Origin of the sequence: Bradyrhizobium sp. 170 (assembly GCF_023101085.1) — a bacterium.
Taxonomy (GTDB): domain Bacteria; phylum Pseudomonadota; class Alphaproteobacteria; order Rhizobiales; family Xanthobacteraceae; genus Bradyrhizobium.
On the sequence record NZ_CP064703.1, the window covers coordinates 3,113,616 to 3,135,855 of the forward strand.

Below are 22,240 nucleotides of genomic sequence, written 5' to 3' on the forward strand. Positions count from 1 at the left end.
TGCACAAAAGGAATCCGGCAGTTTCGGCGGTCATTTGCGATCCCCTTGATTTCCAAGGCAAGTTTTGCTGGCATTCGGCTTGCATGCACTTCCAGCCATGATGCGCATGCAACCACATTCTGAATTCCAGGGCTCGCCGGTTCCGGCTTCTGCCGCACCCATTGCCATCGAACTCTCCGAGGCCTCGGTCACCTTCGGCCGCGGCGCCCGCGCGGTGCCAGCCCTTGCCACGACGACGCTGCGGATCGCCGATGGCGAGTTCGTCGCTCTCGTCGGGCCGTCCGGATGCGGCAAGTCCACCATCCTGCGGCTGGTGAGCGGGCTGGTGCAGCCATCCACCGGCGTGGTCATCGTCGGCGGCCGGGAAGTAGCGGCGCGGGCGCTCCGCGTCGGCATGGCGTTCCAGAACCCGACCATGCTGCCCTGGATGACGATCGAGCGGAACATCATGCTGCCGCTCAAGATCGTCGAACCGTTTCGCTCGCAGTTCCGCAAGCTGCGCAAGACCAAATTCCGCGACAAGGCCAATGCGCTGTTGGAGCAGGTCGGCCTCAAGGGTTTTGGCAACCGCTACCCCTGGCAGCTCTCCGGCGGCATGCTTCAGCGCGCCAATCTGTGCCGCGCACTGATCCATGAGCCACGCATGCTGCTGCTTGACGAGCCCTTTGGCGCGCTCGATCAGTTCACGCGGGAAGAGCTGTGGTCGATCCTTCAGGATCTCTGGATCGCCCACCGGCCGACCGTGCTGCTGGTGACGCACGATCTGCGCGAGGCGGCGTTTCTCGGCAGCCGCATCTGCGTGATGAGCGCGCGCCCCGGCCGCATCCTCGACGACAGCCACGTCACCTTCGCCCGCCCGCGCACGGTCGCGATGACCTTCGAGCCGGACTTTGTGGCGCTGAACCAGAAGCTGCGCGCGTTCATCGTCGATGCCAGAACCGCGTCAGCACAGGGAGCGGCCTGACATGCCCGATTTCGATTACCGCCAGAAAGCCTGGTCGGCGGCACTGATCGTGCTGTTCTTCGTCGCCTGGGAGTTGTTTTGCCTGATGACGGGCATGTCAGACCTCGTGCTGCCGCGCCCATCGCAGGTGTTCGTCACGCTGTTTGAGAAATTCCCGATTCTGTGGCCGCATATCCTGCAGACGCTGGCGACCACGATGATCGGCTTCGTGCTCGGCGTCGGCCTTGGCGTCGTGCTCGGCGCCGTCATCGGTGTCTCGAAGACGGCTTACGATACCGCCTATCCGCTACTGGTCGGCTTCTCCTCGATTCCAAAGGTCGCCGTGGTGCCGATTTTCGTGCTGTGGTTCGGCTCCGGCTCGGTGCCGGCGGTGCTGACCGCGCTCTCGATCTGCTTCTTTCCGATCGTGGTCAACATTGCGACGGGCCTGGCAACCACCGAACCCGAACTCGAGGACGTGCTGAAGGCGCTCGGCGCCAGCAAACTCGACATTCTCTGGAATGTCGGGCTGCCGCGCACCATGCCGTTCTTCTTTGCGTCATTGAAGGTCGCGATTTCTTACGCCTTTGTCGGCGCGGTGCTGTCGGAGACCGTCGCCTCGAACCGCGGCATCGGCAACGTCATGATGACCGCGTCCTCGAATTTCAACGTGCCGCTGGTGTTCGCGGGCCTGTTCGTGCTCGCCGGCCTCGGCGTCGCGCTCTACGTGCTCTTCTCAGCGATCGAGGGACGCGTCACCGGCTGGGCCACCCGCAAGAACGACGTGATCGCGACATGAAGCAAGTTTTCGCCACCCGCCATCCAACCCTTATCGAGGAGATCGCCATGCTAGCCAGAATAAGCGCCGCGCTGTTGGGAGTTGCCTTGTTCGCCGGCGCCGCCAATGCCCAGGAGACGACGATCAAGTTCACCCTCGGCTGGAAGACCCAAGGCTCCGATGCCGCGTTCTTCTATGCCAAGGACCACGGCTTCTTCAAAGCGGAAGGCCTCAATGTCGTGATCGACCAGGGCGAGGGCTCGGGCGCGACCGTGACGCGCATCATGTCGGGCGCCTATGACGCCGGCTTCGGCGACGTCAACGCCATCATCCAGAACGCCTCGACCAAGCCGCAGGATGCCCCGGTCATGGTCTACATGATCTGGAACCAGCCGCCGTTTGCGATCGTCACCAAGAAGACCAGCGGCATCAACACCATCAAGGATTTCGAGGGCCATACGCTCGGCGGCGCGCAGGGCACGCCGACCACGCGGCTGCTGCCGGTGTTCGCGCAAAAGAACAAGCTCGAGGGCGAGAAGATCAAGATCTCCAACATGGCGCCGAACCTGCAGGAGCCGATGCTGATCAAGGGCGATATCGACGCCGCGCTGGTGTTCAACATCACGAGCTACTTTAACCTCGTGCTGAACCGCCAGGATCCCGACAAGGACTACAAATGGTTCCAGTTCGGCGATTATGGCCTCGACCTCTATTCCAACGGCGTGATGGTGTCGCGCAAGCTCCTGGCGTCCAATCCGAAGGCCGTCGCCGGCCTCGTCCGCGCCGTCAACAAGGGCATGATCGCGATCGCCAAGGATCAAAATGCCGGTATGAAAGCCGCTGTCAATTACGACAATCTGATCAACGTCGAAGTCGAAAAGCGCCGCCTGCAATATTCCTTCGACAAGCTGATCGTCTCGCCCGAGATGAAGGAAATCGGCGTCGGCGACGTCAAGGACGACCGCATGGCCCGCGCCATCGGCATCATCGTCGAGGGTTATCAGCTTGCCCGGGCGCCGACGCCGGCGGAAATCTTCTCGCGCGAATTTTTGCCGCCGCGCGCGGAACGCGAGCTGGTTTATACGGCGAATTGACGCCTTTCGTCATTGCCTGCGACAAACGCGAAGCGTTTGCGCAAGGGAGCGAAGCGACGAAGCAATCCATTCTTTCTTTTCGCGGCGAGATGGATTGCTTCGCTGCGCTCGCAATGACGGAGAGGGGATGTCATGACGATGGAAGTTGCCGCACACAGCCTGTTCTCCGGCTCCGAACGCGGCCTGCTCGAAAACGTCGTCCTGCGGTATGACAACGGCGTCATCACCGATATCTCCGAGGGCGTGCCACCCACCACCGCCCCGCGCTCCCTCGTGCTTCCGGCCTTCGTCAACGCCCACGACCATGCGCGCGCGCCGGCGTCCTCGTTCGGTGCGCTCGGCATGCCGCTTGAAAGCTGGATCCTCCGCTCTGCGCTCGGTACGCCGGTCGATCCGTATCTGACCGCAGCTTCCGCGCTGGCGCGTTCGGCGCGCGCCGGCTGTGCGGCGATGATGATCCATTACACCCGTCCGAGCGGCACCATGCCGCTGGTGGAAGAGGCCAGCGCGATTGCGCGCGCGGCGTCCGACGTCGGCATCCGCATCGCGTTCGCGCTTGCCGTGCGCGACCAGAATCCGGTGGTGTATGGCGATGAAGAGCCGTTCCTCTCCGGTCTCTCCAAAGACGATCGCGGCACGATCGAACAGATGTTCGTCCGCGCGCCGATGTCGCCGAAAGCCTATATCGAGCTGACGGATGCGATTGCCTCGGCCATCGCGGGGCCGAAGGTGGACGTGCAGCTTGGCCCGGCCGGCGTGCAGTGGTGCTCAAAGCCGCTGCTGGAGGCGGTGGCGGAGAACTCCGCGCAGACCGGTCGGCGCGTCCACATGCATCTGTTGGAGACCATCTATCAGCGTGCCTGGGTGGACCAGCATTTTCCTGATGGCATCGTCCGCTACCTCCGCGACATCGGCTTCCTGTCGGACCGGCTGACGCTGGCGCATTGCATCCATGCTCGCCCCGACGAGATCGAGATGATCGCGGCTTCCGGCGCGCGCATCGTCACCAATTTCTCTTCCAATCTCCATCTGCGCTCCGGCCTCGCGCCGATCGCCGCCGCGCACAAATGCGGCTGCGCGATCGCGGTCGGCGTCGATGGGCTGGCGCTCGACGAGGATGACGACGTGCTGCGCGAGATGCGGCTGGTTCAGATGGCGCACGGCGGTCTCGGCTTCCAGCGGACCTGGACGACTTCCGAATTCCTCGGCCTCGCCATCGCCAATGGCCGCAAGGCGACGGGCTCGCCCGGAACCGGCGCGCTCGTAGCCGGCGCGCCGGCCGATTTCGTCACCATCGATCTGGACCGGCTCGACCGGGACCAGATCATGCCGGTCGACCCCATCGACCTCCTGTTCGCGCGCGGCAATGCCTCGCTGTTGCGCGACGTGGTTGTGGATGGCCGAAAGATCGTCAGCGAAGGCCGTTGCACCGGCGTCGATCTTCCCGCGATCGAGCACGAATTGCGCGGAATCTACTGCGCCAACGCAAAGCAACTCACGCCCTTCCAGCGGGCCTGGCCGCCGCTCTCGGTGTCGCTGAAGAACTGGTTCGAAGCGCATCTGGGTTGCCGGTGACGCGCTAAGCGCCTCATCTTACTGTGTGAATTCCGTGATGTGGAACGAAATTCCACTTGCACAGAATCCCGGCAAAGGTTTCATGTTCAGCAACAAGAATTGAACGGCGGCCGTTTCGCGCTGCCGTTGGTGCATGGGGAGGCATGCGGGGGCGAGGTGAGCCGGTTACCCGTTCATTTCGCGCCGGTGCCTGAACGGAAACGTCAATGTCCTTCCACAAGCTGCTGATCGCCAACCGCGGCGAGATCGCCATCCGCATCGCGCGCGCTGCCGGAGACGCCGGCCTTGCCACCGTCGCGATCCATTCCGCCGACGACGCGCAGTCGCTGCATGTCCGCGCCGCCGACGCCGCCTGCGAAATCCCCGGGCGCGGCGCGCGGGCCTATCTCGACATCGAGGCCGTAATATCGGCCGCCAAGGCGACCGGATGCGACGCCGTGCATCCGGGCTATGGCTTCCTCAGCGAGAATGCAACGTTCGCCCGGCGCTGCATCGAGGAAAGCATCGTCTTTGTCGGGCCATCGCCGGAAGCGCTCGACCTGTTCGGCGACAAGGCGCAGGCCAAGGCGCTGGCAAAACAATGCGGCGTGCCCATCATCGAAGGCACCAGCGGGCCGACCAGCGTGGAAGAGGCAAAGGCCTTCCTGGAATCCCAGGGCGAGCGCGGCGCCATCATGATCAAGGCGATCGCCGGCGGCGGCGGCCGCGGCATGCGCATCGTCGATGACGCCACTAAGCTGGAAGAGGCCTATGCGCGCTGCCAGTCCGAGGCGATGGCGGCCTTCGGCAGCGACGGCGTCTATGTCGAGCGCCTGATTCGGAACGCCCGCCACATCGAGGTGCAGATCATCTGCGACCACTATGGCGCGATCAGTCATTTGTGGGAGCGCGAATGCACCATCCAGCGCCGCAACCAGAAACTCATCGAGGTCGCGCCGAGCCCGTCGCTGAACGATGCCTTGCGCGGGCGCATCATCGATGCCGCCAAGGAACTTGCCGCCGCCGCCAACTACGACAACCTCGGCACCTTCGAATTCCTCGTCGATAACGACGCCAAAACCAGCGACCAGGCGTTCGCCTTCATCGAGGCCAATCCGCGGCTGCAGGTCGAGCATACCGTCACCGAGCAGGTGCTCGGCCTCGATCTGGTGCAGTCGCAGCTCGCGGTCGCGGCCGGCGCCACGCTGGGGTCGCTCGGTCTGGCGCAGGCCTATATCCCGAAGCCGCGCGGTTTTGCGATGCAACTCCGCGTCAACATGGAGGTGATGGATGAGACCGGCGGGACCCGGCCGACCGGCGGAACGCTGGCGCTGTTCGACCTGCCGTCCGGCCCCGGCGTTCGCGTCGATACGTTTGGCTATTCCGGCTACCGCACCAGCACCGCCTTTGACTCGCTGCTCGCCAAGGTCATTGTGCATTCGCCGGGTGGCAACTGGACCGACGTCGTGCACAAGGCGACGCGGACGCTGCGTGAGTTCCGGGTTGGCGGCGTCGCCACCAACATCCCCTTCCTCGCGGCGATTTTGGCGCATCCGGATTTTGTCGAGAACCGCGTCAGTACCGGCTTCATCGAGGCCCATGTCGCTGATCTCGTCGGCGAGGCCAAGGCGACGGCGGAGACCGCGCTGATTGAATCCGGCGTCGCGGCCGATGACGGCGCACCCACGGCCGAAGTCTCGATGGCCGGGCCGGCAGGCTCAGAGCCTGTTCCTGCGCCGCTGCAAGGCACGATCGTGGCTGTCGACGTCAGGGAAGGGGACCTCGTCCGCCCCGGCCAGCAGATCGCCGTGCTGGAATCCATGAAGATGGAGCATCTGGTGACCGCGCCGCATGGCGGCAGGGTGACGAAGGTTGTCGCGGAAACCGGCGTGACGTTGATGCAGGACGAGGCGATCCTCTATCTGGAGCCGGCCGAGATCGACGCCCATGATATGGCTGAAGAGGAGGACTTCGATCTCGATCACATCCGCCCTGATCTGGCCGAACTGCTCGAGCGCCACGCCATCACGCTGGATGAAAACCGCCCGGCGTCGGTCGAGCGGCGGCGCAAGACCAACCAGCGCACGGCGCGGGAAAACATCGCCCAGCTCGTCGATGAAGGTTCGTTCGTCGAATACGGCTCGCTCGCCATCGCTGCCCAGCGCCGGCGGCGCGCGGTCGACGACCTCATCCGCAACACCCCGGCCGATGGCCTGATCTCTGGCGTCGCCACCGTGAACGCGGAAAAATTCGGCGCGGACGCCGCGCGCTGCATGGTGATTTCCTACGACTACACCGTGCTGGCCGGCACCCAGGGCCACATGAACCACAAGAAGATCGACCGCATGCTGGGCCTTGCCGAGCAATGGCGGATGCCGCTGGTGTTTTACGCCGAGGGTGGCGGTGGCCGTCCCGGCGATACCGATCGGTTGGGTATGACCGGCCTCGACGGGCCTTCTTTCGTGCAATTCGCAAAACTCTCAGGCCTGGTGCCGGTCATCGGCGTGGTGTCAGGTTATTGCTTTGCCGGCAACGCCGCGATGCTCGGCTGCTGCGATGTCATCATCGCGACGATGAACGCGTCGATCGGCATGGGCGGCCCCGCGATGATCGAGGGCGGCGGCCTTGGCGTCTACCATCCAGCCGAAGTGGGGCCGGTGTCGTTCCAGTCGCCGAACGGCGTCATCGACATCCTGGTCGAGGACGAGGCGGAAGCGACAGCTGCTGCGCAAAAATATCTGTCGTACTTCCAGGGCGCGGTCGCCGACTGGAAGGCGCCGGACCAGCGCCTGTTGCGGCGGGCGATCCCGGAAAACCGCCTGCGGGTCTATGATATCAGAACCGTCATAGATCTTCTCGCGGACGAAGGCTCGGTGCTGGAAATCCGCCGCGAATTTGGCGTCGGCATGATCACCGCCTTCATCCGCATCGAAGGAAAGCCGTTCGGCCTGATCGCCAACAACCCAAAGCATCTCGGCGGCGCGATCGATGCACCAGCCGGCGACAAGGCCGCGCGCTTCATGCAGCTTTGCGATGCCTTCGACATTCCGCTGCTGTCGCTGTGCGACACGCCGGGCTTCATGGTCGGTCCCGAAGCCGAAAAGACCGCGATCGTGCGCCATGTCGCGCGCATGTTCGTCACCGGCGCGAGCCTCACCGTGCCGCTGTTCGGCATCGTCTTGCGCAAGGGCTATGGCTTAGGGGCGCAATCGATGATCGGCGGCGGCTTCCACGCCTCGTTCTTCACGGTGGCCTGGCCGACCGGCGAGTTCGGCGGCATGGGGCTGGAAGGCTATGTGCGGCTTGGCTTCCGCAAGGAGATGGAAGCAATCGAAGATCCGGACGAGCGCGAAGAGTATTATCAGGCCAAGGTCGACGAACTCTACGCCAACGGCAAGGCGGTCTCGATCGCCTCGGTGCTGGAGATCGACGAGGTGATCGATCCCGCCGACACGCGGCAATGGATCATGGCGGGCCTGCGCTCGGTGCCGAAGCCGGAAGCGCGCACGGCGAAGAAGCGGCCGTGCATTGATGCGTGGTGAGCGAGATCCGTAGGGTGGGCAAAGGCGCACTTGCGCCGTGCCCACCATCCATCACCGATGGTGGGCACGCTACGCTTTGCCCACCCTACGAATTCTTGCCGTCATTGCGAGGAGCGTTAGCGACGAAGCAATCCACTTCTCCGCAAGCGGCGCTATGGATTGCTTCGCTGCGCTCGCAATGACGGAAATGGCGTTCGCAGGGACGACGATGACGCTACCCCAGCCGCAACTCATCATACCCCTTCGCCGCCACCTCGTCGCACCTTGCGCGATACGCAGGCGCGCTGCCGCTGTAGCGGGCGACGATGCGCGTCTGCTTGCCTTCGACGTTGGAATTGATGCCGGTCATCCAGGAATTGACCTCGTTGGACAACAGCCCCACGCCGAGCGCTTTCACATGATCGGTCCAGGAGGCAACGCCCTCGGGCGTCGCCTCCAGCCGCGTCAATCCCTTGTCCATCGCAAACCGAACAAGCCCCGTCACCCAGTCGACGCTGTATTCGATACTGCGCGGAATGTTGCCGAGCGCGGTGTGCGGCCCCATCAGCATCAGCATGTTCGGAAATTCGTGCACCATGATGCCGAGATAGGTCTCCGGCCCTTGTCTCCACTTGTCCTTCAGCCGCGCGCCGCCTGCGCCGCGAAAATCGATCTTGTCGAAACTGCCGGTGATGGCGTCGAAGCCCGTCGCGTAGATGATGATGTCGAACGCGTATTCCCTGTCGCTGGTCCTGATGCCCACGGATGTAATGCGTTCGATCGGCGCTTCGTTGATGTCGACCAGTTCGACATTGGCCTGGTTATAGACCTCGTAATAGAAGGTCTCGAGCGGCAGCCGGCGGGTACCAAAACCGTGATTCCTTGGAATCAGCTTTTCCGCCACTGCCTGGTTCTTCACCCGCTGGCGAATTTTTCGCGCGACAAAATCCGAGATCGTCGCGTTCGCCTTGCGGTCGATCAGTATGTCGCGGAAATTGCCCTGCCAGATGCCGAAGCCGCGCTCGCCATAGAGCTTTTCATAAAACGCCTCGCGCTCCTCGTCCGAAACCTCGAACGCGCCGCGCGGGTCCGGCGTGTGCAGGAAGCAGGCGAAGGTCTCCTGACAGCGGGCGAACATCTGGGGATAGCCGGCCTTGATCTTCACTTGCGTCTCGGCGTCGATCTTGCCGTTGTGCAGCGGCGCGCACCAGTTCGGCGTGCGTTGGAACACGGTGAGATGGCCGACTTGTCCGGCAATGGTCTGGATCGTCTGCACGCCGGTCGCGCCGGTGCCGATCACGGCGACGCGCTTGCCGGTGAAATCGACGGGCTCCTTCGGCCATCGCGCAGTGTGGAAGGAGTCACCTGCAAAACTGTCGCGCCCCTCGATCCGCGGCAGCGTTGGCGTCGACAGCGGCCCGATGGCCGTGATCAGGAACCGCGTGTCGACGCGGCTGCCGTCTTCCAGGGTAATGCTCCAGCCCCGCGAGCCCTCATCATAAACCGCCGCCGTCACCCGGCTGCGAAACTGGATATCGCGGCGCAGGTCGAACTTGTCGGCGACATAATTGAGATAGCGCAGCGTCTCCGGCTGGCCGGCGAAATGCTCCGACCACTCCCATTCGGCCAGCAACTCCCGGGAGAACGAATAGCCGTAGGAATAGCTCTCCGAATCGAAGCGCGCGCCGGGATAGCGGTTCCAGTACCAGGTGCCGCCGACATCGGTGCCGGCCTCGAACACGCGCACGCGAAAACCCTGTTCGCGCAGCCGGTAGAGCTGGTACAGGCCCGACATGCCCGCGCCGATGATGATGGCGTCGAAATCCGGAATTGGCGTCGCTCCCAGGCTTGTAGTTTGCGCCAAGGCTATCCGGTCTCGTGGCGGCGGACAAACCCTGCATGGACGCGTGGCAGGGTTGCAGGTTTGCCGTCAGCTCGTCTCAGTCGGCTTTACTCGCGGCCGCATCTGCCCGTATCGTTCGGATCAGGATCGCCCATCAAGCGGCGAACGCAAGCGGGGAGGGAAGCGATGGCCGAGGCGGCGCAGCGCAGACTGACGTCGATCGACGTCAGCGGTCCTCAGCTTTATCAGAACGACGCCTGGCGGCCGGTGTTTGCGCAACTGCGCCGCGAGGATCCCGTGCATTATTGCGAGGCCTCCCCGTCCGGCCCGTACTGGTCGGTGACTCGCTACGACGATATCTTCGCGGTCGAGCTCGATCACGAGAGCTATTCATCGAGCTCGGAGCTCGGCGGTATTCAGGTGGCCGACCAGCCCAAGGGGCGTGAAATCTCCAATTTCATCCGGATGGACCCGCCCGGTCACACCGCGCAGCGGCGCACGGTCGCGCCGATTGTGGCGCCGTCCAATCTCGCCAATTTCGAGCCGCTGATCCGCAAGCGGACGTCGGATGTGCTGGATGCGTTGCCGCGCCACGAGACCTTCGACTGGGTCGAGCGGGTCTCGACCGACCTCACCAACATGATGCTGGCGACGCTGTTTGATTTTCCATGGGAGGACCGTCAAAAGCTGACCTGGTGGTCGGACGTTGCGATCGCCAATGTCAACTCGCCCGATGCCGTCGTGCATTCGGAAGCCGAGCGTTTCGATGAACTGGTCAAGATGGGCGAATATTTCCGCAAATTATGGGAAGCGCGTGCCGACGCACCGCCGACCTTCGACCTGATCTCGATGCTCGCGCATGCCGAAGCCACGCGCCATCTGCAATCACGCGAATTCATCGGCACGATTGCGCTCCTGATCGTCGGGGGCAACGACACCACGCGCAATTCGATGAGCGGTGGGTTAATGGCGCTGGTCGAGAACCCCGATCAGTTCGAGCTGGTGCGGGCGCGGCGTGAACTGATCCCGAACCTCGTTTCCGAAATCATCCGCTATCAAACGCCGGTGCTGCACATGCGTCGCACCGCGCGTCACGATGTCGAACTCGCCGGCCACCGCATCACCAAGGGCGACAAAGTCGTGATGTGGTACATCTCCGGCAACCGCGACGAAAGCAAGATCGACCGCGCCGACGAGTTCATCATCGACCGCGCCAAGCCGCGGCAGCATCTCGCCTTCGGCGCCGGCATCCACCGCTGCGTCGGCGACCGCCTCGCCGAACAGCAAATCCGCATCCTCTGGGAGGAGATATTGAACCGCGACCTTCGCTTTGAGATCACCGGCGCGCCGCAAAGGCTCTATTCGAATTTCATCCGCGGCATCCGCTCGCTGCCAGTGAGGATTGTCAGGTAACAAGAATGAACAAGCACGATCCCGTTGACGTCCTGATCATCGGCGCCGGCGCATCCGGCGCGGCGGTGGCGTGGAGCCTGGCCGATACCAAGATGCACATCCTTTGCCTCGACCAGGGCGGCTGGATGAACCCAGCGGAATATCCGAGCACCGGCCGCGACTGGGAAGCGAAGTTCTACGGCGACTGGTCGACCAGTCCGAACATCCGCGGCCGGCCCGAGGACTATCCTGTCAACGACGACAATTCGCCGATCAAGGTCGTGAACTTCAACGGCGTCGGCGGCTCGACCGTGATGTACACCGCGCATTGGCCGCGGCTGCACCCCTCCGATTTCAAGGTGAAGACGCTCGATGGCGTCGCCGATGACTGGCCGATCGATTACGATGCCTTGACCCCGTTCTTCGAAGAGAACGACCGGATGATGGGCGTATCGGGGCTGTCGGGCGATCCGCAGTCGCCGCTGACGCACCCGCCGATGCCGCCGCAGCCGCTTGGACTCTCCGGCCCGCTGATCGGCGCGGCCATGAACAAGCTCGGCTGGCACTGGTGGCCCTCGGACACCACGGTCGCGACGATGGATTATGAGGGCAGGGCGCGCTGCATCAATCTCGGCCATTGCACGCCGGCCTGCGCGCAGGGCGCAAAAGCCTCAACCGACATCACCTATTGGCCGCACGCGATCCGCGCCGGCGTCGAGCTCAAGACCCATTGCCGCGTGCGCGAGATCCTGACCAACGAGCACGGCATGGCCTCGGGTGTCGTCTACTTCGACCAGGACGGCGTCGAGCAGTTCCAGCCGGCCGAGGTCGTCATCATCGCCTGCAATGGCGTCGGCACGCCGCGGCTGCTCTTGAACTCGGTCTCCGGTCGTTTCCCTGACGGTCTCGCCAATTCGTCCGGCCTGGTCGGCAAGAACCTGATGTTCCATCCCTATGCGCAGATCTACGGCTACGTGAAGGAGCCGACTGACTCGAACCGCGCGCCGCCGACCTGCCTCTGGAGCAAGGAGTTCTACGACACCGACCTGTCGCGCGGCTTCGTCCGCGGCTATGGCATCCAGTTCGGCCGTGGCGCAGGGCCTGTGTTCGAAGCCGTCGCGAGCGAGCAGAAGGGCATCTTGCCGTGGGGCGCGGATCATCACAGCGTGTTCCGCAAGCTCAACGGCCATCGCCTTGCGGTCTCTGCGATCTGCGAGGACCTGCCCGAGGAGCACAACCGCGTCACGCTCGATCCCGTGCTGAAGGACAGCCACGGAATCCCTGCGCCGAAGATCGACTACACGATCGGCGAGAACAGCCGGAAGATGATGGATCATGGACTGGCGCGCGGCCGGGAGATTCTCGAAGCCGCCGGTGCGACCGATATCTGCATCAACAACCCGATCCCATGGGGCGGCTGGCATCTGCTCGGCACGGCGCGGATGGGCACCGATCCGGCGCGCTCCGTGGTCAACGAATGGGGACGCTCGCATGACGTGAAGAACCTCTTCATCGTCGATGGCAGCGTGTTCGTGACCTCAGGCGGCGTGAACCCGACCTCGACCATCCAGGCGATCGCGCTCTACGTCGCCGACCAGATGAAGCAACGTCTTGCAAACCTCTTCGACTGAGACCGCCATGTCCGCAGCCAATGAACTGACCTCTGCCCAATGCGACGATCTCCGCACCGTCGCTGCGATGATCATTCCCGCCAGCGAGGAGTACAGGGTACCCGGCGCGGACGACCCCGCGATCCAGGCCGACATGCTGGCGACGCTCGGCCGCGACGCCGCGCTCGTACGGCAGGCGCTCGATCATCTCGCGCGTCTCGCAGGCCAACCGCTGGCCGAACTCGATACGGCGAGACGCGATGTTATCGCGCAGGAGTTTCGCTCGACGGGCGGCGCAGCGGCGGCAACGCTCGTCCGCGTCGTCCTGCAATGCTACTACCGCGACGACCGCGTGTTGCGTTCGCTGGGACTCGAGCTGCGCGCGCCGTTCCCGAAGGGCTATGTGCTGGAGCAGGGCGACTGGTCGCTGCTTGATCCTGTCAGGGCGCGCCCGGCGAGCCTCAGGCGGGCGCCCTAGCAGGCCAGCCCTGCGCTGGATGCGGGCACTTGCGCATGCGGGTCCCGGCCACCAAATGATGAGGCCGAAGGAATCTCGCCATGTTGGATTTTACCTCAGATATCGCCGATGACGATCCGTCATCGCGAACGGCCGAGCCTGCCCGGGATAACGACCGGGTCTTGCTCGATGCCTATTCCAATGCCGTGATCGACGTGACCGAACGCGTCGGCCCCGCCGTCGTGCGCGTCGAAACCGGACCTAAAGTGCGTTCCGCGCGCGAACGCGGCGGGCTCGGCTCGGGCATTGTCATCTCGCCGGATGGTCTCGTGCTGACCAACAGCCATGTGGTCGGATCGTCCAAGGAGATCAGGCTGCGCGACAACGAAGGGTTCGTTACCGACGCCCATGTGCTCGGCGTCGATCCCGACACCGACCTCGCTTTGTTGCGGGCCGATGGCGCGCGCGATCTGCGCTATGCTTCGCTCGGCAATTCCAAGAGCCTGCGCCGCGGCCAGCTCGTCGTTGCGATCGGCAATCCGCTCGGTTTCGAATCGACGGTGACCGCCGGCGTGGTGTCCGCGCTCGGCCGCTCGATCCGCTCGGTGAGCGGGCGGACGATCGAGGACGTGATCCAGACCGATGCCGCGCTCAACCCCGGCAATTCCGGCGGGCCGCTGGTGTCGTCGGCGGCCGAAGTGATCGGCATCAACACCGCCATCATCAACGGTGCGCAGGGCATCTGCTTTGCGGTCGCCAGCAACACCGCGCAATTCGTGCTGTCGGAGATCATCCGCCACGGCTATGTCCGCCGCGCCTATATCGGCGTCGCCGGACAGACCGCGCCGATCCCGCGCCGGCATGCCGTGGTCGCCGGCGTCGACAACAAGATGGGCGCGCTGTTGGCGCAGATCGAGCCGGACAGTCCGGCGGCGAAGGCGGGGCTATTGCCGGGCGATGTCGTGATCAGGTTGGACAGCATCGAGATCAACGGCGTCGACGATCTGATCCGCGCCCTCGACCGCGACCGCATCGGCCGCACGCTGGCGATGGACGTGCTGCGGTTGGGCCGCCTGCGCGCGATCGACATTTATCCGGTGGAGCGCAAGCGGGCGGGGCGGCAGTAGCAATCGTCGCCATTCGCGCTGCTTCCCTCTCCCCTTGTGGGAGAGGGTGGATCAATCGCGCAAAGCGCGATTGAGACGGGTGAGGGGTTCTCTCCGCGGATAGCGACCCCTCATCCGGCGCCATACCCGATGCGAAGCATCGGCGTTCTAAGAGACGGCGGCCATAGGCCGCCTATGCCACCTTCTCCCACAAGGGGAGAAGGAAGAGTGGAGTTCGATGTTACTACCGCAGCGCCGCCAGCAACTCGTCGGGCACCTCGACCATCATCATGTGCCCCGCACCCGGCAGTACCACGGTGCGCGAATTCGGCGTCGCTGCGGCCAGCGTCTTGCCGGCCTTCGCGGGCGTCATCATGTCGCGCTCGCCGAGGATGAAGGTGGCGGGCACCTTGACCTGCGCCGCAGCAGCGAGCGCGTCCTGATACGAATTGCAGGCATTGAGATCGTTGTAGAGCACGCCCGGCCGCGTCTGCTGCAGAACGCGCTGCGCGCCCTGATGCATCCACAATCCGGGCGCGAGGCTGCCGCCGAGTTCGGCCTTGAAGCCGAGGCCCCAGATCGAGACCATGTCGATGGCATCGGGATTGTTGACCTCCGCGGCCTTGAGCAGATCGGGCCCCACCGTCATCGTGGCGGCGGTGCCGATCAGGCTGAGGCCGGAGACCTTCTCCGGATGCCGCGCGGAAGTCTCCAGCGCGATCAGAGATCCCATCGAATGCCCGACCAGCTTGGCCTTCGGTGTGCCGGCCGCATCGAGCAGCGCCGCAGTCCAGTCGGCCATGTCGGCGATGGTCGGCAGCGGCGCACCGGAAGAGCGGCCATGGGCCGGCAAGTCCGGTGCCAACACCGAATAGCCGTGATGCGCGAACCATCGGCTGTGCAGCGCCCAGGTCGAATGATCAAAACCCGCGCCGTGCAGCATCACCACCGCGGGCAGCGACGGATCGAACGGACGGCCGCCGGTGGCGACGAAGACATCAGCACCATTAACGGAAAGCTGCATGGTTCAAACCTTCTGCGATGCGCGAAGCGCCTGGCCGAGATCGTCGATGATGTCGGAGACGGTTTCGATGCCGACCGACAGCCGCACCAGCTCCTCGCCGACGCCGGCGGCCCTCAACTGCGCGGCGTCCATCTGCTGATGCGTGGTGCTGGCGGGATGAATGACCAGCGTCTTGGCGTCGCCGACATTGGCGAGATGGCTGATCATCCGCAACGACTCGATGAATCTCTTGCCCGCCGCACGGCCGCCCTTGATGCCGAAAGAGACGATCGACCCGGCGCCGCGTGGCAGCAGCCGTTTCGCGAGCTGATGATCGGGATGATTCTCCAGCGCGGGATGCAGCACCCAGTCGACGGCCTTGTTGGCGGTCAGCGCTTCCAGCACCGCAAGCGTGTTGCTCATGTGGCGCTCCATGCGGACGCCCAGCGTCTCGACGCCCTGCAGCAGTTGAAACGCGTTGGTTGGCGACAGGCAGGCACCAAAGTCGCGCAAACCTTCCGTTCGCGCGCGCATGATGAAGGCGGCCTGGCCGAACTGCTCGTCGAAGACGATGCCGTGATAGCCGGCATAGGGCTCGGTGAGCTGGGGAAATTTGCCGGAGGCGTGCCAGTCGAACCGGCCGCCATCGACGATGACGCCGCCGATCGCGATGCCGTGGCCGCCGATCCATTTGGTCGCGGAGTTCATCACGATATCGGCGCCGAGCTCGATCGGCCGGCTGAGAAACGGCGTCGCAAAGGTGTTGTCGATCAAAAGCGGAATCCCGGCGTCATGTGCGATCTGCGCGACGTCAGGAATATCCAGCACCTCAAGCCCGGGATTGCCGATGGTCTCGCCGATCACGAGCCGCGTGTTCGGCTTGATCGCCGTGCGGAATTCATCCAGCGCGCGCGGTTTGACGAACGTGGTCGTGATGCCGAAGCGCGGCAGCGTATGGGCGAGCAGGTTGATGGTACCGCCATAGAGCGAGGCCGAGGCGACGATGTGGTCGCCGGCATTGAGCAGCGTAGCGATCGCCAGATGCATCGCGGCCATGCCGCTGGCCGTGCAGATCGCGCCGACACCGGCTTCGAGCGCGGCGAGGCGCTCCTCGAGTACCGCCGTCGTAGGGTTGGAGATGCGCGTGTAGATGTGGCCGGCGCGTTCCAGATTGAACAGCGCAGCCGCGTGGTCGGAATCCTGGAACACATAGGACGTGGTCTGGTAGATCGGAACGGCGCGGGCGCCGGTGGCGGGGTCCGGGCGCTGGCCGGCGTGCAGGCTCAGGGTTTCGAAAGCAGGCGGCTTGGGTGCGGGCATGCGGGGCTCGTCAAATCGGTGGTCTGGGATGGGTACTTAGAGCTTCAGACGTGCACGGCTGTGCGGACGCGGCCGGCATTTCCGAACACGCGCAAATAACGCTCGACCTCGGACGGGGATCCGGTGGCTTTCTCGGGATTATCAGACAGCTTGACCGCGGGGCGTCCATCGACCGACGTTACCTTGCAGACCAGCGAGATCGGGTCGAGATCGGCAGAACCATCCGGCGCGCAGCCGACGAAATCGTTGGTGAGGTTGGTGCCCCAGCCGAAGGAGATACGGACGCGCCCGGCGAAATGCCGGTAGGTCTCCTCGATCGAGTCGACATCCATGCCGTCGGAGAACACCAGCAGCTTCTCCCTGGGATCGCGGCCCTTCTGCTTCCACCATTTGATGATGTCTTCGCCGGCCGTGATCGGCGGCGCGCTGTCCGGGCGAAAGCCGGTCCAGTCGGCTACCCAGTCCGGCGCGTCGCGCAAAAACACCTTGGTGCCGAAGGCATCGGGAAGGGCGATCAAAAGATTGCCGCCATAGGTGTGCCGCCACTGGTCGAGGATGCGATAGGGCGCCCAGCGCAACTCCTCGTCGGAATCGGCGAGCGCGGCTGCGACCATCGGCAGTTCATGCGCGTTGGTGCCGATCGCTTCGAGATCGTTGTCCATCGCCAGCAGCACGTTAGAGGTGCCGGTGAAGGAAGGCCCAAGACCCTCCTTGACGGCCTCGACGCACCAGCGCTGCCAGAGATGGCCATGGCGGCGGCGGGTGCCGAAGTCCGACAGCCGCAAGCCTTCGAGCTTGCGCAGCCGCTCGACCTTGGACCACAGCTTGGCCTTGGCGCGGGCATAGAGCACGTCGAGCACAAAGCGGCCCTGTCCCTTGGTCGCCTGTCGCGAGCGCAGCTCGTTCATGATCGCGAGCGCCGGGATTTCCCACATCGTGGTGTGGGTCCAGGGACCGTGGAAGTGCAATTCGTACTGGCCGTCCACCTTGTTTAATTCGTATTCGGGCAGGCGGAAGTTGGCGAGCCAGTTGATGAAGTCGGGCGAGAACATCTGGGTCTTGCCGTAGAACGTATTACCCGCGAGCCAGATCAGTTCCTTCTTGGTGAAGCGGATGGAGCGCGCATGGTCGAGCTGTGCGCGCAACTCGCCCTCGTCGATGATCTCGGCGAGGCGGACATGCCTGGAGCGGTTGATGACCGAAAAGGTGACGCGCTGATCCGGATAGAATTCGCGGATCATCTGCAGCATCAGCAGCTTGTAAAAGTCGGTATCGAGCAGGCTGCGCACGATCGGGTCGAGCCGCCAGCCGTGATTGTAGGTCCGGGATGCAATATCGGTCACTGCCATGGCGGAACTCTACCGTGCCGGCGGCCGCCCAACCAGTGGGTTCTGGCCGGAACATGGCAGCTCAGCGCGCTATTCCTGCCGGATCCGGCCGACCGCCGCCTGGATACCGGTCCAGGCAGGCTTGTCCGGGGCGAATTGCCGCCGCAGATAGGCGGCCAGTTCCGCGACCTGGCCGTCGGTCAGGCTCTCCTTGAAGGCCGGCATATAGCCGAGGTCGGTTGCGGCCGGCTTCGCGATACCGTGCAGGATGAGCTGAATCAGATTGTCAGGCACGGCGCTGTGCAGATTGCTGTTCAGCGCCAGCGATGGCCGGCTGCCAAACAACGGCGCGCCACCGACCTCGTGACACACTGCGCAGGCGCCCTGGTAGATCCGGGCACCGACACTGGATGCGGCGTGCGCCCGGGTGCCGGTCGCGGCTTCGAGGCTGGCGGCGAGCGCTTGCTGCGCCGGCTTGTCGATGGCCTTGTCGTTGAACGAGCCGAGATAGACCGCCATGGCGCGGATGTCGGAATCGGGAAGTGCTGCGAGTTCCTTCACCACCGGCGCCATCGGCCCCGCTGCGACGCCATGAAAGCGGGATTCTCCGGTCCGCAAGTACGCGTACAGTTCGTCCTCACTCCACGGGATCGGCGCCAGCGACAAGGACGTCAGCGCAGGCGCTTCCCAGCCTTCCGCAAATCCGCCGGCGAGATAGGCGTTCGCCTTCTCCGCGCCCAGTGCATTGCGCGGCGAATGGCAGGCGCTGCAATGGCCGAGGCCTTCGACCAGATAGGCCCCGCGATTCCAGATCTCGGACTTGGCCGGGTCGGGCTGGAATACGGTCGGCGTGTGGAACAGCGCATTCCATCCCGCCATCAGCGGGCGCAGATTGAACGGAAACGCGAGGGTGTTGTTCGGCGTCTCCGCGCGCACTGCCGGCTGCGCCATCAGATAGGCATAGAGCGCCTGCATGTCGGCGTCGGTCGTCCTGGCGAAATGCGGATACGGGAATGCCGGATAGAGATGCCGGCCGTCGCGATGGATGCCCTCGCGCATCGCGCGCTCGAAGGCCGGATAGGACCATGCGCCGATTCCGGTTTCGACATCGGGGGTAATGTTGGTGCTGTAGATCGTGCCGAACGGAGTCTCCAGCGGCTTGCCGCCAGTGTTGAGCACTCCGTTTGTACTTGTATGGCAGACCGCGCAGTCGCCGAGCGCAGCGAGTTGCTGGCCGCGCGCGATGGTCGCGGCCGAATAGACCGAGGCATCGGGCCGCGCGATCGGTGCGATCGCGCGCCACGGCAGCACTGCAGCGCCGATGCCGATCGCGGCGGCGCACAGCGCTGCGGCTGTCGCGAACACGCCGCGGCGTGCGGCGAACGGATTGCGCCACCTGTCCGGGGCGGGCTGTGGCGCGGATATCGGCGACGGCAACGCCTCCGGCGCTGCCTGTTCCTCGCCGCGCAATCCGCGCAGGATGCGTTCCGGCGTGAACGGCAACTCGCGAAAGCGCACACCGGTCGCATCATAGATCGCGTTGGCGATGGCCGCAGCACTTGGAACGGAGGCGGACTCGCCGACACCGAGCGGCGGCTGGTCCTGCCGCGGCAACATCAACACGTCGATCTTGGGCACTTCGGGGAATTTGATGATGGGGTAGGCGCCCCATTCCCGCGCCGTTACCGACGTGCGGTCGAACGAAACTTCCTCCATCAGCGCGCGGCTGGTCGACTGGATGACATTGCCATGGATCTGGTGGCGAACGCCGTCCGGGTTGATCATCAGGCCGGAATCCTGGCCGGCAACGACGCGCGTCACGCTGACATCGCCGGTCGCCTTGTTGACGGCGACGTCAGCGATCCAGGCCGACCACGCCGCGCCATAGCCGGGAAACTTGCTGTGCACATAGAGCGCATAGGCAAAGCCGCGCCCGCGCACGATGTCGCCTTCGGCTTCCGGTTCCTGCCACATCGGCCGCGGCTTCCAGCCCGCGCGCTCGGCCACCGCATTGACGAGATCGACCGCGCGCGAATCCTTCAGATAGCGCAGGCGATATTCGATCGGGTCGACGCCGGCTTCATCAGCGCATTCGTCGATCCAGGATTCATGCGCAAAGGTGTTCGGCAGCGCCGAGACGCCGCGCAGCCAGGAGGCGCGCACGATCGGTGGCATGTCGTTGGCCACCACGCGCAGATTCTCGTAGTCGTAGGGCGGGATCGCGGTGCGGTCGCCCATCTCGAAGACTACTGGCGTGTGCGGGATCGTGCCGGTCAAAAGCAGCGCCAGCGTCGGTGCGCCGTTCGATGGATAGCGCGTGGCAAAATCATAACCGGCGACGCTGCCGTCGGCGTTCAGTCCGCCATTGACGTCCATCAACTGCGCGGTGCCCTTGGGCTCCCACGCATGCTCCTGCTCGCGCGTCAATTGCACGCGCACAGGGCGGCCGACGGCGCGCGACAGCAGCACCGCGTCGGCGGAGACGTCGTCGGCGCAGTTGCGGCCGTAGCAGCCGGCGGCTTCCATCCGGATCACCTCGATCTCGGCTTCGCGGCGATGGATCAGCCGCGCCAGCTCGGTGCGCAGATGGTGCGGATTCTGCGTCCCGGACCAGACCCGCGTCTGATCCTCCTGATAGTCGGCGACCGCGCAGGACGGGCCGATCGAGGCGTGCATCTGATAAGGCCAGATATAAGTCCGCGGCATCGGCTTGGCGGCACCGGCAATCGCCGCATCGACGTTGCCCTTGTCGATCAGCGTTCGCGGCGCAGACGGATTGGCGCGCAGCGCGGTCTCGATGTCCTTCAGGTCGGGCAGCGTCGGCACCGGCTTCCAGCTCACCTTGAGCTGCGCTGCGGCCTTGATCGCATTTTCCTCGCGCTCGGCGACCACGCCGACGAAGTCGCCGATCCTGACGACGGCGACAAGTCCGGGGATGTCGCATACCGAGGTCTCATCCACCGCGATCAGGCTGGTGCCGATGAAGTCGCCGACATCGACACCGGCATAGGGCGGACGGACGACGCGGCCATGCAGCATGCCGGGAACGCGCATATCGTGGACGTAGACCAGCTCGCCGGTTGCCTTCGCCGGCAGATCGACGCGCGGCACCGACTGGCCGACGATGCTGTAGGCGCTGGCGGGCTTGACCGGAACATCATCCGCCAATTCAAGCTGGATGGTCTCGCCCGCGATCAGTTCGCCATAGCTGATGCTGCGATTGTCCTGGCCGTGGATCAGGCCGTCTTCAACAATGAGATCATCAACCGGAAGCTCCAGCCGCGCCGCGGCACGCGCGATCAGAAACTGCCGCGCCTGCGCCGCAGCCTTGCGCAACGGCACGGCGGTGATCTGGATCGTTTCGCTCGCGATCGTTGCGCCCTGATTGGGCACGAGAGACGTATCGCCGAGTACGACGACGACGCGCGCAAAGGACACGTCGAGTTCCTCCGCGACGATCTGGCCGAGCGCGGTGCGGATGCCGGTGCCGAGATCGACATGGCCGTTATAGGCGGTGACCGATCCGTCGGCGGTGATCCTGATGAAGGTCTCGAACTTGACGGCCTCGACGGGAGAGGCGGGACGAACGACGGACAGCGTGCCTTGCAGCCGGTTGTGATCCTCGGTCGTGTCGGGAGCCGTCATCACGTCTGGGCCTCAACGGCACGGCCTGCGGCCCGCATCGCCGCACGCATGATCTCGATATGCGCGCCGCAACGACACAGATGATGGCGCAGCGCTTCCAGCACTTCATCGTCCGACGGGTGAGGGGAACGCAACAACAAGGCCTTGGTCGCGATGATCATGCCGTTGAGGCAATAGCCGCATTGCGCGGCCTGCTCGCGGATGAAGGCCTGCTGCACCGGATCGGGATGCTCGCGCGTGCCGAGACCTTCGAGCGTCACGATGTCGCGCCCGGTGCAGCCTTCGATAGGGATCACGCAGGAGCGCGCGGCGACGCCGTCGATCAGCACGGCGCAGGCGCCGCATTCGCCGAGACCGCAACCATATTTCGGCCCGTTCAAGGCGAGGTCGTTGCGCAGGACATAAAGCAATGCGGTGTCGGGCGCGGCGTCGACGTTGTGAGTCTTGCCGTTGACGGTCAGGCGCATCATGCTCTGCGTCATGCTCCCTCAAGCCCTAGCTGCGTTGCAAAACTCTGCGTTGGACGCCCCGCGAAGATACCGTTTGTGTACAAACGTGCAAGCGCGCCATGCCGCGCTGCAGCGCGTTGCTCGCTTTATGAACAGAGATGCGAGGCAAGTGAGGTATTATGCGGCAAGCGAGACAT

General features: G+C 64.5%; 15 protein-coding genes. 9 read left to right on the forward strand and 6 right to left on the reverse strand.

Going from position 1 to position 22,240, the window contains the following annotated elements; translation table 11 throughout:
• Nucleotides 1-106: 106 nt before the first annotated feature.
• The 5 genes from IVB05_RS14530 to IVB05_RS14550 all read left to right on the forward strand — a co-directional run bounded on the left by IVB05_RS14530 (nt 107) and on the right by IVB05_RS14550 (nt 7,911).
• A complete protein-coding gene (locus IVB05_RS14530) occupies nt 107-964 on the forward strand; it encodes an ABC transporter ATP-binding protein (protein ID WP_247785030.1) in 858 nt (285 codons plus the stop codon).
• 1 nt (nt 965) lies between these two features.
• The gene (locus IVB05_RS14535; protein ID WP_247785031.1) at nt 966-1,742 is read left to right on the forward strand and encodes an ABC transporter permease; all 777 of its coding nucleotides are present in this window, start codon (nt 966-968) and stop codon (nt 1,740-1,742) included.
• A gap of 47 nt (nt 1,743-1,789) precedes the next feature.
• The gene (locus IVB05_RS14540) at nt 1,790-2,815 is read left to right on the forward strand and encodes an ABC transporter substrate-binding protein (RefSeq protein WP_247785032.1); all 1,026 of its coding nucleotides are present in this window, start codon (nt 1,790-1,792) and stop codon (nt 2,813-2,815) included.
• Between the two features lie 132 nt (nt 2,816-2,947).
• Nucleotides 2,948-4,390, forward strand: coding sequence for an amidohydrolase family protein (locus IVB05_RS14545; RefSeq protein ID WP_247785033.1), 1,443 nt, complete (start codon nt 2,948-2,950; stop codon nt 4,388-4,390).
• 206 nt (nt 4,391-4,596) lie between these two features.
• Entirely contained in the window at nt 4,597-7,911 is a 3,315-nt protein-coding gene (locus IVB05_RS14550; RefSeq protein WP_247785034.1) for a carboxyl transferase domain-containing protein, read from the forward strand.
• A gap of 214 nt (nt 7,912-8,125) precedes the next feature.
• On the opposite strand, the gene IVB05_RS14555 is transcribed toward IVB05_RS14550, so the two are convergent.
• Nucleotides 8,126-9,754, reverse strand: a complete 1,629-nt coding sequence (locus tag IVB05_RS14555; RefSeq protein WP_247785035.1) for an NAD(P)/FAD-dependent oxidoreductase — start codon at nt 9,752-9,754, stop codon at nt 8,126-8,128.
• Between the two features lie 165 nt (nt 9,755-9,919).
• Between IVB05_RS14555 and IVB05_RS14560 the strand changes: the two genes are divergently transcribed.
• The 4 genes from IVB05_RS14560 (at nt 9,920) to IVB05_RS14575 (ending at nt 14,319) form a co-directional block, all read left to right on the forward strand.
• Nucleotides 9,920-11,146 (forward strand): cytochrome P450, encoded by a 1,227-nt coding sequence (locus IVB05_RS14560; RefSeq protein WP_247785036.1) that lies wholly within the window; start codon nt 9,920-9,922, stop codon nt 11,144-11,146.
• A gap of 5 nt (nt 11,147-11,151) precedes the next feature.
• Entirely contained in the window at nt 11,152-12,756 is a 1,605-nt protein-coding gene (locus IVB05_RS14565; RefSeq protein WP_247785037.1) for a GMC family oxidoreductase, read from the forward strand.
• Nucleotides 12,757-12,763: 7 nt separating this feature from the next.
• Nucleotides 12,764-13,213 carry a hypothetical protein gene (locus IVB05_RS14570; RefSeq protein ID WP_247785038.1) on the forward strand — a complete coding sequence of 150 codons (450 nt, stop codon included), beginning with the start codon at nt 12,764-12,766 and terminating at the stop codon, nt 13,211-13,213.
• A gap of 80 nt (nt 13,214-13,293) precedes the next feature.
• On the forward strand, nt 13,294-14,319 hold the full coding sequence (locus IVB05_RS14575; protein ID WP_247785039.1) for a trypsin-like peptidase domain-containing protein: 1,026 nt from the start codon (nt 13,294-13,296) through the stop codon (nt 14,317-14,319).
• A gap of 223 nt (nt 14,320-14,542) precedes the next feature.
• Here IVB05_RS14575 and IVB05_RS14580 read toward each other — a convergent pair whose 3' ends face one another.
• From IVB05_RS14580 to IVB05_RS14600, 5 genes are all read right to left on the reverse strand, one after another.
• Entirely contained in the window at nt 14,543-15,322 is a 780-nt protein-coding gene (locus tag IVB05_RS14580) for an alpha/beta hydrolase (protein ID WP_247785040.1), read from the reverse strand.
• 3 nt (nt 15,323-15,325) lie between these two features.
• Nucleotides 15,326-16,621 carry an O-acetylhomoserine aminocarboxypropyltransferase gene (locus IVB05_RS14585; protein ID WP_247785041.1) on the reverse strand — a complete coding sequence of 432 codons (1,296 nt, stop codon included), beginning with the start codon at nt 16,619-16,621 and terminating at the stop codon, nt 15,326-15,328.
• Nucleotides 16,622-16,665: 44 nt separating this feature from the next.
• Nucleotides 16,666-17,970, reverse strand: coding sequence for a nicotinate phosphoribosyltransferase (pncB, locus tag IVB05_RS14590; protein WP_247785042.1), 1,305 nt, complete (start codon nt 17,968-17,970; stop codon nt 16,666-16,668).
• Between the two features lie 69 nt (nt 17,971-18,039).
• The gene (locus IVB05_RS14595) at nt 18,040-21,594 is read right to left on the reverse strand and encodes a molybdopterin cofactor-binding domain-containing protein (RefSeq protein ID WP_247785043.1); all 3,555 of its coding nucleotides are present in this window, start codon (nt 21,592-21,594) and stop codon (nt 18,040-18,042) included.
• Nucleotides 21,594-22,076, reverse strand: a complete 483-nt coding sequence (locus IVB05_RS14600; RefSeq protein ID WP_247785044.1) for a (2Fe-2S)-binding protein — start codon at nt 22,074-22,076, stop codon at nt 21,594-21,596. The genes IVB05_RS14595 and IVB05_RS14600 overlap by 1 nt, the downstream gene beginning before the upstream one ends.
• Nucleotides 22,077-22,240: the final 164 nt, after the last annotated feature.

Excerpts from the sequence above, each read along its gene's own strand:
- IVB05_RS14530 (WP_247785030.1), top strand. The coding sequence starts at position 107 with ATGCAACCACATTCTGAATTCCAGGGCTCGCCGGTTCCGGCTTCTGCC.
- IVB05_RS14565 (WP_247785037.1), top strand. The coding sequence starts at position 11,152 with ATGAACAAGCACGATCCCGTTGACGTCCTGATCATCGGCGCCGGCGCA.
- IVB05_RS14580 (WP_247785040.1), bottom strand. The coding sequence starts at position 15,322 with ATGCAGCTTTCCGTTAATGGTGCTGATGTCTTCGTCGCCACCGGCGGC.
- IVB05_RS14575 (WP_247785039.1), top strand. The coding sequence starts at position 13,294 with ATGTTGGATTTTACCTCAGATATCGCCGATGACGATCCGTCATCGCGA.
- IVB05_RS14570 (WP_247785038.1), top strand. The coding sequence starts at position 12,764 with ATGTCCGCAGCCAATGAACTGACCTCTGCCCAATGCGACGATCTCCGC.
- pncB (WP_247785042.1), bottom strand. The coding sequence starts at position 17,970 with ATGGCAGTGACCGATATTGCATCCCGGACCTACAATCACGGCTGGCGG.
- IVB05_RS14585 (WP_247785041.1), bottom strand. The coding sequence starts at position 16,621 with ATGCCCGCACCCAAGCCGCCTGCTTTCGAAACCCTGAGCCTGCACGCC.
- IVB05_RS14545 (WP_247785033.1), top strand. The coding sequence starts at position 2,948 with ATGACGATGGAAGTTGCCGCACACAGCCTGTTCTCCGGCTCCGAACGC.
- IVB05_RS14600 (WP_247785044.1), bottom strand. The coding sequence starts at position 22,076 with ATGACGCAGAGCATGATGCGCCTGACCGTCAACGGCAAGACTCACAAC.
- IVB05_RS14550 (WP_247785034.1), top strand. The coding sequence starts at position 4,597 with ATGTCCTTCCACAAGCTGCTGATCGCCAACCGCGGCGAGATCGCCATC.
- IVB05_RS14595 (WP_247785043.1), bottom strand. The coding sequence starts at position 21,594 with ATGACGGCTCCCGACACGACCGAGGATCACAACCGGCTGCAAGGCACG.
- IVB05_RS14560 (WP_247785036.1), top strand. The coding sequence starts at position 9,920 with ATGGCCGAGGCGGCGCAGCGCAGACTGACGTCGATCGACGTCAGCGGT.
- IVB05_RS14540 (WP_247785032.1), top strand. The coding sequence starts at position 1,790 with ATGCTAGCCAGAATAAGCGCCGCGCTGTTGGGAGTTGCCTTGTTCGCC.
- IVB05_RS14535 (WP_247785031.1), top strand. The coding sequence starts at position 966 with ATGCCCGATTTCGATTACCGCCAGAAAGCCTGGTCGGCGGCACTGATC.